This window comes from Shewanella sp. SM74, from assembly GCF_025653725.1.
In the GTDB taxonomy this organism is placed as follows: domain Bacteria; phylum Pseudomonadota; class Gammaproteobacteria; order Enterobacterales; family Shewanellaceae; genus Shewanella; species Shewanella oncorhynchi.
Genome location: NZ_JAKKRZ010000021.1, coordinates 18781 through 33462, shown reverse-complemented (window position 1 = coordinate 33462; position 14682 = coordinate 18781). Strand labels below are relative to the sequence as shown.

Annotated in this window: 10 protein-coding genes; 1 reads left to right on the top strand and 9 read right to left on the bottom strand. The window is 45.2% G+C overall.

The window, feature by feature from the left end:
* Nucleotides 1-117: 117 nt before the first annotated feature.
* The 6 genes from L5M49_RS18560 to L5M49_RS18535 all read right to left on the bottom strand — a co-directional run bounded on the left by L5M49_RS18560 (nucleotide 118) and on the right by L5M49_RS18535 (nucleotide 9301).
* Complete coding sequence (locus L5M49_RS18560) at nucleotides 118-2145, bottom strand: hypothetical protein (protein ID WP_263266615.1); 2028 nt, start codon at nucleotides 2143-2145, stop codon at nucleotides 118-120.
* Between the two features lie 24 nt (nucleotides 2146-2169).
* Nucleotides 2170-3329 (bottom strand): IS3-like element ISSba3 family transposase gene (locus L5M49_RS18555; protein WP_086011358.1). Its coding sequence is split into 2 segments (ribosomal slippage): nucleotides 2170-3080 and nucleotides 3080-3329, totalling 1161 coding nucleotides; the frame shifts between segments, so codons are not numbered across the junction.
* 54 nt (nucleotides 3330-3383) lie between these two features.
* Entirely contained in the window at nucleotides 3384-5600 is a 2217-nt protein-coding gene (locus L5M49_RS18550; RefSeq protein ID WP_263266614.1) for an Ig-like domain-containing protein, read from the bottom strand.
* Between the two features lie 185 nt (nucleotides 5601-5785).
* The gene (locus L5M49_RS18545) at nucleotides 5786-6691 is read right to left on the bottom strand and encodes a thioredoxin fold domain-containing protein (RefSeq protein ID WP_140906686.1); all 906 of its coding nucleotides are present in this window, start codon (nucleotides 6689-6691) and stop codon (nucleotides 5786-5788) included.
* A gap of 55 nt (nucleotides 6692-6746) precedes the next feature.
* On the bottom strand, nucleotides 6747-8741 hold the full coding sequence (locus tag L5M49_RS18540; protein ID WP_263266613.1) for a helicase-related protein: 1995 nt from the start codon (nucleotides 8739-8741) through the stop codon (nucleotides 6747-6749).
* A gap of 68 nt (nucleotides 8742-8809) precedes the next feature.
* Nucleotides 8810-9301, bottom strand: coding sequence for a hypothetical protein (locus L5M49_RS18535; protein ID WP_259216115.1), 492 nt, complete (start codon nucleotides 9299-9301; stop codon nucleotides 8810-8812).
* A gap of 161 nt (nucleotides 9302-9462) precedes the next feature.
* On the opposite strand from L5M49_RS18535, the gene L5M49_RS18530 reads away from it, so the two are divergent.
* A complete protein-coding gene (locus L5M49_RS18530) occupies nucleotides 9463-10185 on the top strand; it encodes an HDOD domain-containing protein (RefSeq protein ID WP_259216116.1) in 723 nt (240 codons plus the stop codon).
* 30 nt (nucleotides 10186-10215) lie between these two features.
* On the opposite strand, the gene L5M49_RS18525 is transcribed toward L5M49_RS18530, so the two are convergent.
* Genes L5M49_RS18525 through L5M49_RS18515 form a run of 3 tightly spaced genes read right to left on the bottom strand, consistent with a single transcriptional unit; the run spans nucleotide 10216 to nucleotide 14477 of the window.
* A complete protein-coding gene (locus L5M49_RS18525; protein WP_259216117.1) occupies nucleotides 10216-12900 on the bottom strand; it encodes a TraC family protein in 2685 nt (894 codons plus the stop codon).
* Nucleotides 12901-12912: 12 nt separating this feature from the next.
* Nucleotides 12913-13650 carry a TraV family lipoprotein gene (locus tag L5M49_RS18520; RefSeq protein ID WP_259216118.1) on the bottom strand — a complete coding sequence of 246 codons (738 nt, stop codon included), beginning with the start codon at nucleotides 13648-13650 and terminating at the stop codon, nucleotides 12913-12915.
* The gene (locus tag L5M49_RS18515; protein WP_259216120.1) at nucleotides 13650-14477 is read right to left on the bottom strand and encodes a hypothetical protein; all 828 of its coding nucleotides are present in this window, start codon (nucleotides 14475-14477) and stop codon (nucleotides 13650-13652) included. Before L5M49_RS18515 ends, L5M49_RS18520 begins: the two co-directional genes overlap by 1 nt.
* Nucleotides 14478-14682 lie beyond the last annotated feature (205 nt).

The window sequence follows — 14682 nt, the reverse complement described above, 5'->3', positions numbered from 1 at the left end:
TTCCTTTGCTACCCACTTTACCGAGGCCTCAACCACCTCGGTTTTTTTATGCGCCGATTTCACCGTTCCAAAAAAATCCCGCCGAGGGGGCGGGATTCTCAACAGGATCAAAACGAATTAATAAGAGTAGCTTTTCTCAATTGAATTTGAGTAAGCGCCAGAGTCATCCACGCCTCTAGCGATAATCACAGCACTATAACCAGTTGACTTACTTACGTAAATATAAGAGCCAATGTAGGGTGATACTTCACCGTTAATGTTCCACTCGTATTTCGCCATCTTACCATCTTCGTCAGTACATATCAGATCGAGTCGGAGAATGTTGGAATAATTGCTTTCCTTCACGTTACATTTGGGTTCTACGTTTTTGGCAACGGGGATTTCCATTTCGTACTCCCGTTGGATGTTGAATACGGATGTCATAACCGCTTTTAGTTTGTGAACACCCGCTTCAACACCACTTACCATCACCCTCAGATTGGTAGGCTCCACCAGCTTGCCATCTAGATACCAACTAACCGTGTTGATTCTGTCTAATGGATGTCCCATTTTGCCTGACAAGTTTGCTATCACGGTTAATGGCTCGCGCATCATAGTGTTGCTATAACGTGGCTCAATGCTCAACTGGGGCTCCGGCGCTTGGTTTGTGCCGATATAGCTTGAAATCACCTTAGCGTTTCCTCTGTTATCGGTGACCGTAGCTTGAACATTCTCGGTTCCCGCTTTCGTCACATTGAAAACCACTTGCTTATCTGACTTACGAACCACTTCAAATGTCTCAGGGATTTTCCATTCTACTGAGAAAGTCACTCCTGAATAGTAAGGAGGGAGATCTGTCGGTGTGTTAATCAACATTGAACCAGAAGTTGGGGCATAACTACTGTTCGTTTTGCTGATGATCTCAAAAGATGGGAAAGTATATCTCCATGCAGCAGGCGTTAACCGTTTCAGGTTTTCTGTCTCTGCCTGATACCCCTCTGCCCATGCTCTGACTTGAAGTGTAACCAGCTTATTAGTGACATCTGCCGCTGTTGGGGTGTAAGTAATAGATGGTGATAGAGTTTTAGTACCGTCCGGCAAAGTCCATTCTGTAATGATTGGAGTACCTGCGGCAGTATCAGCTAAGGTAGTTGTCACATCTAGTGTGTAGGGTACACCTTCTTCCATCGCCTTGATTACTGGCAACGACATTCTCACAGGTTGTAATCGTGCAGCTCGTACAATCTTAGTAGCCTTCGAGAATCTAGCATCACCAGCCAGCTCAGTATTCACGTAAGCAGCGCGAGCATAAACGTTATAGCGAGTATCGTTGTCCATTGTTAATGTTAAACTATCATCTCCATTAACCCAGTTCACACCATCTAAAGACCATTGGACCTCCGTTGAAGTCAAGTCGATAGATTCGTCATTATCCAGAAGTTTGTACTCACCAGTTTCACCACTATGCAATGCACTAACCCCTTCAATCTTCAGATCAGGTTGCTCGTACACCAACACCTCTTGAAAATCAGTGGTTGTTCTAATTCCACTGTATTTGTTCGCAATCTGCGCTCTAAATTGGTAGATCCCTTTTGTCGATAACAGGATTTGAACAAAGTCTTTGTTAGTGGCAATTTCTTCCCACGTACCGCCACTATCTTTCGACATTTCCCAAGTCACGTCGCCTTTAGCACGACGGTCATCTAGTGTATTAGGTACGTATAGCAGTTGAGCCGCGAATGGCGCTTTACTCGCCATGCGCTTTATCTGGATATCTCCGTCAATAGCCTCACCTTTATAAATCTGGAAAAATGCAGAATTACTCTTAATCGTTTTTTGGTAATCAGCCAGTTTACTATCCACAGTCACAAGAGCCACTAAGCGAGAACTGCCAATAGAAAAGTCCTTTAATGGGATTTCCGCAGATGCCACACCTTCACTGTTAAGCTTTAATGGATCTGTTAGGTTTTGATAGCTAGTACCTTCTTTGTTTCGCGACTCCAATGCAATGACTGCAGACCAATCACCCATAGTATCTTTATCGTAAGTCATTTTTCGAGTTAAGAAGTCCAGAGAGCCAATACTCACTTTAGCAGTGATCGTAGACTGAGTGTTTTGAAGTACCTCGGGGGTTTCTAGCTTCGCTACAATAGTGTTAGCTGGCACAGTCAGAACTTTAACCTGTACTGGTCAACCCAAACTGGACACTTTTAGTTGAGAATTTTCAAACTCTACAGGTGACAGATCACCATTAGCAGAATGGAGTCGCTCCAAGTTGTAATATTTCATGTAAGCAGTCACATCTTGCTTCATAAACTCCCTTGTTGGTTGATTAACTTTAAAAATCCAATCGTGTTTTAAGCTGCCAAAGAATCGCTCAACAACGGCATTATCCCAACACGCTCCCACATCACCCATGCTGGCTCGGATACCATAGCTCAATAGCAGCCTACCGAATTGCTTACTGGTATATTGCGAGCCTCGGTCACTGTGAAATACCAGCCCTCTGGCCGGTTGGCGCAGGTTGTAGGCTTTTATTAATGCCTTAGATATCAAATCCGTGGTCATGCGTTTGTCTATGTGCCATCCCACAATCCGGCGTGAATATAAATCCATCACCACAGCTAAATACATCCAGCCCTCACCCGTCTTTAAATAGGTCACGTCACCCGCCCAAACCTCATTAGCCGATACGGGGTTAAAGTTCATGTTTAGCAGGTTATCTGCCACTGCATCTGAGTGTTTTCGCTGTGTCGTCACCTTGTAAGCGCGTCGCTGGGTTGCTTTGAGTCGAAGGCGGTGCATAATTTTACGAACGAGATAGCGACCAACCTGGTAGCCTTCCTTGCGCAATTTCTTCACCATTTCACGATTTCCTAAGCTGCCTCGACTTTGCTTAAATAGCTGTCTAACAAGGCGATAAAGCTTCAGTGTTTCAAGGCTTATCACGTTTGCAGGGCGTTTATGCCAATCGTAATAGCCTGACTTACTGACACTCATTACTCGGCATAACAGTGTTATAGGAAACAGGTTAGATTGCTGTTTGATGAAACGAAATCTTACTTCATTTCTCTCGCAAAGAAGGCGCTTGCCTTTTTTAGAATTTCTTTCTCCATGCGTAATTCTTTGTTTTCTCTACGCAATCGTTTCAACTCATCACGCTCAGATTCTTCTAAGGTGATACCTTGTTTCAGGGCTTCGTGTTTTTCCTTCCAGTTGTAAAGCAGGCTCGTGCTAACTCCAAGAGACTTTGCCGCATCGGCAACGCTATAACCTTGTTCTAGCACCATCAAGACGGCTTCATCTTTAAATGCCTGCGGATAACTCTTATGTGATTTCTTCAGACTCATATAGACCTCTTAATTTATTGACCATACTGTCTCAAAATTAAGTGTCCGATGGGATTAGACCAGAACAACCTTCTTAGTTCCTAACGCGGTTTTGTCCCCGGTGTACTGAGCTTTTAACTCAATATCTCTTGAGGTCCACAAGGCAGATGCCCCCACACTTAAAACTTTACCAATCCGCTTTTTAGACTGAGCAGAGCCTGATTGTGTGTAAGGGTATGACACCTGAGAGCCATCACTGCTGGTGATTGAAAAAGTTAAATCACCGTTAATAAACTCAGCTGACGTGGTGGTAATCACCCCACCATCAACTGTCGTCGTAAAAATGTCAGGTTTAAATTCACGGTATTTAGCAACAGTTACTACTGGCGGCTCCGGCTCAGTCACTTTAAATACTTGCGAACCCACAAAGCTGAGCGCTTCTGAGTTTTTTCGGTTGATCATCCAAACCTTGTACTTAGCCTCGTTAAGTGAGGATGTACTGGTCGCTTTTTGGAACGTACCCGCGAGCACTTGCTGAGAGTTAGACCATTGAGAGCCGGTGCCATCAGGGAATAGTAGCCATTCTATAAAACAGCGATAATTTAACTGACCACCAGCTTTACGTGCCTGCTCAGCTGAGGCATACATGCGACAACCAACCCCCTCGGTGTTTTTGAGTGGCATAGAGACCGCTTGAACACCTCTTCTATAAGTCTGGCTTCTGTCGTCAATCTGCCATTTTACTGGCATATATCGAATTGAGACTTCCTGAACTGATGTGTTACCAGCATTATCTTGGACTACCACGGATAGTAATTTATCAGTATTGGGCTCTAATGGAGTATCTGGAGTTTTGAGCATTTTTAAATACTCAATCCCTTCATCAATACCATCTCCAAGAACTGATTGGCCATCCACTGACGCAGCAATTACCTTCCCCCCACCAGACATGGAATCAACAGCCGCAACGAGAATATCATCAAAGAAATAAATAGGGTCGGCAGCATTAACAATGCCGCCGTTAGTGTTGTAAATCCTGATAGTTGGAGGATTTCTATCGATGTTACTGGACTCACCTACGACACCTTCCCATGTGTTGCTGTAAGCGTCCGTCAACGTCGCGTATGGGATGTAAACGCCATCTGGAAGTGAAGACAGGTCAAACTCGAATGCCCATACATCCGTATGCTGCTCAACGAGCTTAGGGCTCAGCTTAAGTTCTCCCGAAGGTAAGGTAATAACATCGGTAGAGAGAATGTCATTTCCAGCCAGGTTATAGCTTGGTTGTTTAATTGAATACTGTGGATCTGGTTTTAACGTAATAGTCGCCTGTGGATGCCACCACGTACCGGATTTACCCGCGTGAGGGGTAGCTACTGTTAATAGCGCTTTTTCGTTCTCGATAGTTAGTGTCGTGCCGTCTGCAAATGTTTTAGTGATTGGCACCTCGTTACCCGAGGCCACCGCTTGCATCATATAATCGTCGAGTGTCGCGGTCCTGAAGTCCCACGCGAGATTGTATTGCGACTGATATTGGCCATTGATGGTTTTGAAATAGCCATTATCCGAATCCACGCTAATGCTGTAGTTGGTTGAGCCCGTCGAACTGCTTGTGTCGGTGACAATAGTCGTGCCAGCTGTGGACATGGTACATGATGTGCTGCCAATCGGGATGGTACACGCCCCGAGACTCGGCGCATTAACTACTTGGGTATATGGCCTTGAATCGGTCTTAACTTGGACGGTTTTGAGGATGTTTCCCTTGCTGTTGCTGGTTACGTCCGAGCCTAACTGGATACCAGTGGTTAAGTCACTTACGATTTCAACGATGTTTGGGGAAATAGCTTGCGCCGCTTCCACAGTCATCGAGCCTGTTTCAACCAGCACTTTTTCACTGCCACTGCCAGAATAAATACTTACGGTATACCCGATGATGTTATTGCCAGAGTTATTAAAGTAACCCTGAATACCATCGCTGTAAGTGCTTAACCCTGATGGCAAGCTCCACTCCAGTAAACAGAGCATGTTACCTTGGGACTGCGTAAAGGCTTTTGCCGCCGCTACATCCGTCGTTAAGCTACAACCCGCACCGGTTCCTTGAGTTGGTTTGATTTTCACCTGCTGGACGTTAGCCACCACTCCTGAAGGTGGGGTCAAGACGATTTCGGGCATTTTTGCAGACAGTTCACCAGTGATGGTTACACCGGATACAGCTAAAGCGTTAAATGACCACGCCGATTGCGATAGTATAAGTAGCGCTATGGCGGATTTACTGAAAATTAAGTCGCTCATTCTGAATCCAACATTTTTTTATGATTACATAGGTTATCAGAATTATATAAATGGATATATTTATTTACCCATTTTTTAAGCAATTAACGGGAATTTTGCGATGAATAAATGCACATTAAATTAACCAAATGAGTTTCTGATACCAAGGAGATCCCATATTGGGATCTCCTTATGGAGATGGGAAATTAATTGACTGATGCGGAGAGTTGTAGCGAGTTTATGGCTTGGGAGATTGCGGCAAAGTTATTCACAACTTTGACCATTTCACCACCATTGCGATAAAACAGCGTTGGCGTACCTTGGATGCCCAGTGTACCCATGAGCTCAGAGTTTTGGATGATGGCCATCTTAGTTTCTGGGGTTGGTGTTGCAGTGGCATAAGCAGCTTTAGTTTGCTTCGCCTCTTCGTGCTTCCACACCGCGTCCTTACCGCCATCAATCATGGATTGGATTGCTGGGACAGAGTTGGCGCTGATCCACGCTAACGGCACCAAGCGCACATCCAACTGTTTGCTTTCAATCTCGGGTTTCAAACGTGCGAGTAAACTACTGCAAGCACTACAGAAGGGTTCAAAGAATACATAAATAGCTTTCTCAGCTGACGCTTGTTCATAGCCCAGTTGAATGTATTTCGCCGCAGTGAGACTTTGCCAATCCTGCTCAGTGTAAGTTTGCTGAGCAACAGGTGCGCGTTGTGCTCGACCTGCTTGTTGTGGCTGATTCCTATCGGCTTCGGAGATGCCCAGCGTCGTCGCCCACTGCTCCGTTAAGTTGACGCCATTCGCATCCACCAGACCACCAGCAATAACAAAGTCGCCCGTGCTCCAATAAATTTGTTTTTGACCACTCAGATCCACCAGCCAACCCGTGATATTTTGCGAACCGTCGGTGACACTCCATTTCTGGATCACTTTGTTATTGGCGTTACTGCTTAACAAAGTTGCTAGGGCCGGAGGGCCATCTTTGGCGACACCCGTTGGTAGTGATGTTTTATAGCTGTTGAACTGGCTCACTACCCAAACGAGAAGGGCAAGAGCCAAGATAACAATAAATGCGATGAACGATTTTTTACTTAACGATTGTAGTTTCATACCTTACCCATAAACCATAAAGCTCTTGAGTTAATAAAATTGTGTTGATTCTGACCTAACTTGAGGTATCAATCAACTCAATTGCATCGTTTAAATCATCAAGATTGATTTTGTAACCGAACAAATATCGCTGATTAACTCCCGTTTGCGAGCGACCTGATTTGGTTAAATCGCCAAATCCTCTCAGTTTCATGTCCTCAATCGCTAGCGTCACGCCATGTGAAATTTGAGAAATTAATTCAAGCCTATCCTTTGATTTTGGGCTTATTTCAAGGGGTAACAGTAAATCAAAGTACCCTACCCCTCCGTGCCTTGCTAAGCGCCCTCTAAGCTGATGGAGTTGGACGAGACCTAGCCTGTCTGGATTCATCACAATGCAGTGGGTTAACCCTTTAATCGTCAGCCCAGTTTCAACTAATGTCGTCGCTACCAGCACGTTTGCATCACCCGTATTGAGCGCATCGATTGCCGCAGCATTTTCTTCGTTTGTTAGCCCTCCATGCGCCAGAACTACCCCGCTACCATCCGGCAGGACGTGACGATTACTATGGATGAATCGGCACCATTTCTCGTATGCCTCTGTCGCATTCTGAATATCCGCAAATGCCTCACACTTGCTTTCATCTTTAAGGGCGCAAACGATCAATAACTTTTGGCCGCTTTGAAGCGTTTTTAACGCTCTTATTGCCAAGTCTCGACCTACGTAATGCTCTAACAAACGACTCTCAATACGCTTATCTACGAAGCAATGCTTTAGCTCGTATACCTTCAGCACTCCATGTTTCAGCAAAGCCGCTGTTCGCGGTACTGGGGTTGCTGTCGATTCCAGTAAATGCGCCCCGTCAGCGCAAAAAAGCTCACGCTGTTCTACTGAAAACTTGTGCTGCTCATCCACGACGGCCAGATCAAATGTGAATGGCCACTGTTTGTGTATAATCGCCGTTGTACCAATCAACATTCGACATTGGGAAATCTCTTCAATGATCTCCCCTTCAATGACTAACGTCGGGCTGATGTCAGGGTAATACTCAGAGAACTCTCGATGTAACTGACGCGCTAAATTCGAAGTAGGCAGCATAATGGCCACTCGCCCACCAGCATCCACAACTGAGGCGGCACAGGTGCCAATCACACAGCTTTTTCCGGTGCCAACGTCACCAATTAACATCATGTGTTGAGATACTGCCGTGGTCATTTGCGCGACCATACTTAATGCCGCGGATTTTTGTTCCTCGGTCATTTGGAATGGTAACGATTTAATGCGGTTATCTATCGCCTCTGACTCAAACTGCAACGGGACACGCTTTACTCCCCACTGTGACGCCAATTTCTTTGCCTCTGCACCAATGAGGACTGCTGCTAACTTACTAACTTGCCGAATCCGTGCGTAACCTCGTTGAACACAATCGGGGAAATGGATCTCCTGTAACATCTGCTCGATGTTGTCACTCGGGGCTGCACCCAGAAATTGCTTTAGTCGTTTGTTACTTACAGCGGTAGCTGAAAGCAGCTCTCTAATCTTGTCAGCACACTCCTTGATAACATCACGTTCTGACAGTAAGCGGCTGAGGAAATCGATTACCTTGGGTTCCGCTTTGCTCCTTCCCTTGGCCAGTTCATAGCACACATGCAACCGCCCTAAATCATCGGGGGCAATAAACTCCTGATTTTTTAAAATCAGTTGTTGGTTTTGATATTCCGGTAAGCCATAGACATAGATAGGGTGATGCTGATTAGCCATCGCGAGCCCGTTGCTCAACGATTTTAGGTTTTCAGCTGTGTCGTAAACGAAGGTTTTCAGTCGGAACCCCTGTTGGTCTGTCAGCTCAACAATGATGAAGGGACTGCGTTTTTTAGTGCGTCCTAACTTGATGTCAGATACGGAGTGAATATGACCGCCGAAAAGCGTCATCCCAGAGAAGCCTTGATAGGGATTCAAGTCATATTGAACAAGGCGTAAATCTTTGTATTGCAGAGGCATTACAAGTCCAACTTGCCATAACTCAGTTATGCCAAACTTGGATAATTGCTCTAAAGACGTGTCTGTCATGCCCCAATCCGATTCGTGTTCTATGTCTCCATTAGATCACGCTTCTTGATTGAGGCAAATTTTGAGAATTAGCTGTTGGGACTAGCACACTGCACGAATTCTTGGAATCCCCTTTTCGTCGGCTGCGCTTCTCTTTCGTCACAGCGTCCTAGGAACTCGATTGGCTTATTAATAACCCCCATACACGAGGCCAACGTCCAGTAGCTCCCAAACGATGCGCTATGACCCGATTGATAGTTGTTATATGCCGTGTGAATTAATCGACGAGTAATTTCAACAGGGATCTGATTGCTACCCTCGGTGTACTCTTTAGCAATATAATAATCAATAATCACCCCTTCTGGATTGACTTCGCTTTCAGCGTACTTAGGTGCCTCTAAACTGCCTGGGATCCATTTAGCCCCAGTCTCATAACCATGTGCGTAATAGCGAAACTGGGCCATAGCAACAGCACAGCTTTCAGCCTCATTAGGCGCGGGTGATGCGAATGCTGGCGCCGTGAACGAATAAAAAACAGCCAACATCAAACCTAACACCATACAATTTATATTTCTCAACATGCGACCCCCATAGTTAAAGTAGTTTATACTAATTAATTTTTTTGTACGGCATAGATACTGATGTACGATTACACTCAACAGGTGTTTCATGATACTCTTCAGTCTAAGCGTCTAAGCGTCTAAGCGTCTAAGCGTCTAAGCGGTTAATTAATGGATGATTTATGGCTAACTACACCATATCGGCTAAATCAATAACTGACGCAACCCAAAGCGCTCAGTTTGATTTACTTATCAAAAATGTCCCCGTACCGGAGATCAGGGAAATTTTGAAGCACGACGATCCCATTAATGAACTTTACCGACTTGTGGGTAATGATGCTGCTCTCGCTGCGTTGTTCCTTCGTGTAGCCAATTCAGCTGCATTACCCGTCATTAAAAACTTTGATGATTTAAAACGTGCAATCACCAAACTAGGAACGCTCAGAAGTGTCAATCTGATCATTACCTACATGCTAAGACAACTGTTGCCTAGCTCCGCTTATGACGTCAGTACTCAACTCATAAACTATTCAATCGACACCGCCATCGCACTCGACTACATTCAGCGCAAACCCAGTTCGTATATCACAGGCATTGCGTTATTCGGTGGAGCTATGCTGGTAGCTGGTTACGCTGATCACATGGGTATTAATGTCACAATTGGTGAATGCACAGCACTCAACCAAGAACTACTTCCTGTGTTCATTCGACACTGGTCATTCCCCGAAGAAACACTGCAAGCAATAGAGCTGTATCTTGCCAATGAACATTCGAGTATCACATTAGCGATTTCCGCTGTTGCCCATAAACATCTGTTATCCCCCTTCCCTGGGGTAGATTCGAGCCTCCCTGAGAGACAGCTTGAAGAAGTTGTTTCCAGTATCAACGCTAATCAATTCTTTTAAGTAAGAACGCGAGGCCTGCGAGCAGCAGGCCTAAGATTCATTTTTGGCGTCGAATCGACGTCGCCATGTCCCGACTAGATCTTTTCCTTCCCTTTCAGCAATCATCTGGCAAGCGGTAAACATATCGACCCCCTTGTCTTTCATCATGATTTCAATCTGTTTTTTCTCGTCTGGAGCGGTAGAGTAAGTCAGTGCTTTAGCCCTTGGCAGATATAGCCTGCCTACAGATTTTGTGCCGCCACTGCATAACAGAACTTCACTGAAAAACGGCCTAACCGTCTTGATATTCCTCAGTAAAAGGTAATCCTGCTCAATGAACTTACCCTCTTTATTGAGTCGGGCCAGTTCCTCACCGTTTTGCATGAGGTAGAATAAGTGAGCCGAGTTACTGGCCATCGCGATACCCGCAGGCGACTCGTTGGCATCCTTCATCGATTGCGAAATACACACACCCAGGCTGTTGTACTTACGGAAACGACGCCAACCAGATTCGAGGAATTTTGCCAGAGTTTGAAGAACCTGACGGGTCTGCTCATCTACACCCTTGTTTTCCTTTAAGAACTCCCACGCTTCATCGAGAATAAAGGCTTTCACAATATGCAGTTGATCATGCCTAAACATTTCCTGCTGAATACGTTGAATACACAGCATGATACACACCGCTTTGAGCTGGTCTGAACCGTTAAGTCCGTCTAGCTCTAACACCACTAAATCCTTCTCAAACTGAATGGGCGGCTTGCTAGGGTTGAACATCCAACTGTTTTGGCCACCGCGTAAGTAACACCAAGGAGTCAATTGGTCGCTGATTTGTTGAACTTCTTCTCGGGGATGTTTAGCACAAGCATCAGCGAAATCGTCAATACTGGTTTCCCTACCCTTCTCGTTCCACAGTTGCATGAGCAATACTGACATTGCAGAGTATTGATAGCTGTTACAGTCTCCAAGTGGGAAAGCCATCAACTTCAGGATGTTCAACAGCATTTCACCTTGAGCGCCTAAATAGTTGTTAGCGTCACTATCTACAACGCCTTCATCAGTATCTTTTTGAGATTCGTCGATACTCTTAAAAGGACATAGGTTAAACGCAAAGCGGTTGTCCGGAATAACCTCTACGAACTGTCCTGCGTACAACTCTGTTGTTTTAACGTATGAGCGACCTGAGTCGATGATGAATACGCGGCCACCATCAGGATCACCGTGGATATTACCAAGTGCATCTGGATAACGGTTTTCTCCGGTTGAAAGTAGACCTTCAATCAAATAGTTAGCAGAGACCGACTTCCCAGCGCCAGAGGTTGCGGTTATAAAGATGTTGTAATTGGAGTCTGACTTTAATGGGTCAAAGGTGATTAACTGACCATCACGGGCAATGTATGTCAGCACAGGGTGTCGCACTGCGTTTCCTGGCCACGATGCCACCATAGGAACGAAGAACTTGACCAAGTTACTAGGGAGAAAGTCAAAGCGTTCAATGAAACTACTGACTTCACTTGAGGTACACATTGGCAGACCATTTAGCCAAGTGAAACGGCCAATCAAGCTATCCACGCCAGCTGACCAACTAAAGCCTTCCATGCGCGTGATTAGTTTTTTAGTGCAGTTCTTAACTGACTTTAAAGTCGGTCCCCACATTTGAAAGTTTAAATGAAAGCGGCAATGCTGAGCCTTTTCTCGCTCTAGATAATGCTCGTAGTATTCAAAATCTTGCAGGCCGTATTTCAAAGACGAAATCCAACGAGCCCACGGACCTTCACCTATCTGTTTGGCCATTAGGCGGCGCTTGGAGTAATCCTTAGCGACTTTCTTAGGGCTCATTTCAACAACAAGGTTGATCATGAAATTGCCGGGAATAGCGCCATCATCCCCTTTCAACCAATCGCCAGTCATTAAATGTAACGTGCCTTGGTAAATGGAATCTGGGAACTCTTTAATGCTCACACTTTGAATAAATCGTGTAGAACCATCTTCCGCTTTAATCGCCATATAATCAGAACCATCGACTTTGACCTCAGTGCCAGGTTCAAGCAACTGCGCACGGATGGGCTGAGTAGAACGGTAACAGCCTTGTCTACCATCTACTTTAATTCCACGGCGCCAAACTGCATTCGGGGATGGGTTGTGGATCATCTGCAATCGGTTAATTAGGATCTCAGGTTGCATTTTGGTCGCTACACCAAAGATTTGTTGTAATGACGCTTCATGGTTGTTAGCCATATCTACAAAATCTTCGACTTCCTCTGTAGTCGGCATGGCTTTCTTGATAGGCACCTTGATTGAGGCCCATACCTCGAAGTTGCGAAGCGGTACACCTTCCATATCTCGCGAAGGGATTGAGGTATCAGCAAGCGCTTTATAATAATCAACCATGTATTCGGTCATATTGTCATTATCAATGACCGTATCGAACCGATTACGCTTGCCACGGCAATGTCGGTAATTGTCTAACACTGTTACTAAGTCGTCTGAAGCCACTAGCGAGAATTGCAGCACAGTCCCTTCTGGATAGACTTTTTTGAAAATCGAATCCAGCGTGGAAATCGTATTTGCACCATAACCACCTGACGGTGGACATAGCCACGTTACGCCAAGGTAACCCCCTTCTAAGATGTAACCAAGATGCTCCCCTTCCTCACTCACAAATTCATCTAAGATTGGGATGATTGAGGAATATTTCTCAATGCCTTGACTATTTTTCCAGTTATTTACAGTTGTCATTTCGCACCCGTGTTAATTGCCGTTAGCGCGTAACGCTTCTTGAACTGCTTTTGGCGCTTGGTCCAAAGTGGCCTTTGCCGCTTCTAGATCAGCATTGAAATTATTACGCCCAGGTTTACCTGTCTTAATGCCAACTCCGTTAATTTCGCTTGGGTTACCCCTTCGCTCTTCTTCAATGGATTGCTGACGAATATAAAGCGGAGTGATTTGAGCAGGCATGTTGAATGCTTCACGGCCATAGGTGTATTTACGGGTTTCAATTTCGGTATAGACATAACCGACGTTCTGTAAACGGCCTTTGTCGTCTTGCCATGGAGCAAATGCAACACGAAGCATTTTGGGCGCCTGTCGAACAGCGATAGGCTCTGGTGCGGGTAATGCACGGTTGTTATCAGCCCTAAACATGTAAGCATTACTGACGTCATTCAGGGTAATTGGTTGGCCGTTAGCGTCCAAGCCATAGCCGGATTGATTGGCCATTGCGCCGGAGGTAGCCACTGACTTCTTAGGTACGTTACAGTCAGGGCAATCTTCATCGCTTGCAGCTGCTCGCCGCGCTTTTTCTGCCTCAATGCCGCCTGGTGTATCAGCCAGTTTCAGAATTTCTCTAGTGGTGGTACAGGGTAATCCGCTGTTTTGAGTGTTCACACAAACCGTAGGTTCTTCACCCGTTTCGAACATCGACTGACATCCAAAAAGAGTTGCCAAACTAACTGCGACCATGCCTAATTTTAATGCTCGAGTAATCATTATTTCTCCGTTTGGGAAATGAAATCAGTTAATGAATCGGGTAATCCGACGTTGTGCAGTCCGTGTCCGTTAACGAAATAGGGTAAACGACGGATCTGTAGAAATTGAGTAACCCCAATCGTGGTGGATAGCTTTTTAATGTCGCAGTTTTCGAGGGTTTCTGGGGCTGTGGTGAAATCACTGTTAACTAGCAATCGTAGGGATTCACTTTGGTCTTTGGCGCACCACAGCTCCCTAGCTCTGATCGCAGCCTCTTTACCATTCACTATTGGGGTAAGCAGTAACGCGATTTGCTTACCTTTAATCGAAAGGAGCTTGTTAAATAGGTCAGCGTTTAACTTCGATAAAGGATCTACAAATACAACTAGATCGGGCTCTGTTTTTGCTAAATCACCAATGTAATATGCAGCCATATCCTTCACAGAAACCCCTAAGACCTTATCAATCTTGGCAAGCCATGCCGCCTTTGCGTTGGCTTCAGTTGCTATAGGTGAACGGTTCCAGCCATCGAATACCTCGCCGCCTTTAACGAGAATCCTTCCATCCGTGGAGGCGAGCACTTGAGTACCATCTCGAGAGACCATCATCACCATACCTTTCACGGGAAGCGCTTGAGACCATACGATGTCGTTTAACATCGAGAAAGCATTCTTGATAAGCTCCTTACCCTCTCCTTCCGGCATTTTCTCTGGTTGTGTTTGTGACTGCTTAGCTGATTTGTTAGCCTCTAACAAAGCATCTAAGCCACTGTTGGCCATAGCCAGCGGATGACACAAACCAAGCGATACTGCTAACGCAATTTTGGTTATCCTTTTCTTGATACTCATAGCGCTTACAATCCAAAAAGTGTGTTGTGCATTTCAGCAGTTTTGCATCCACAAGTCAATTTTCAAGTCATTTTTCGTGAATTTCTTGCGCAATAAAATTTGATTGGTATGATGCAGTCATTATTAAAACAACTAGAACTTATAGCTATTAGCTAAAAGCTCACTCCAATAGCCCGCTCTTGCGGGCATTTTTTTGCTCCATTTC

What these genes read in the sequence shown, in the direction of transcription:
- L5M49_RS18550 (WP_263266614.1), bottom strand. Translation starts at nt 5,600, where the DNA reads ATGAGCGACTTAATTTTCAGTAAATCCGCCATAGCGCTACTTATACTA.
- L5M49_RS18545 (WP_140906686.1), bottom strand. Translation starts at nt 6,691, where the DNA reads ATGAAACTACAATCGTTAAGTAAAAAATCGTTCATCGCATTTATTGTT.
- L5M49_RS18540 (WP_263266613.1), bottom strand. Translation starts at nt 8,741, where the DNA reads ATGACAGACACGTCTTTAGAGCAATTATCCAAGTTTGGCATAACTGAG.
- L5M49_RS18535 (WP_259216115.1), bottom strand. Translation starts at nt 9,301, where the DNA reads ATGTTGAGAAATATAAATTGTATGGTGTTAGGTTTGATGTTGGCTGTT.
- L5M49_RS18530 (WP_259216116.1), top strand. Translation starts at nt 9,463, where the DNA reads ATGGCTAACTACACCATATCGGCTAAATCAATAACTGACGCAACCCAA.
- L5M49_RS18525 (WP_259216117.1), bottom strand. Translation starts at nt 12,900, where the DNA reads ATGACAACTGTAAATAACTGGAAAAATAGTCAAGGCATTGAGAAATAT.
- L5M49_RS18520 (WP_259216118.1), bottom strand. Translation starts at nt 13,650, where the DNA reads ATGATTACTCGAGCATTAAAATTAGGCATGGTCGCAGTTAGTTTGGCA.
- L5M49_RS18515 (WP_259216120.1), bottom strand. Translation starts at nt 14,477, where the DNA reads ATGAGTATCAAGAAAAGGATAACCAAAATTGCGTTAGCAGTATCGCTT.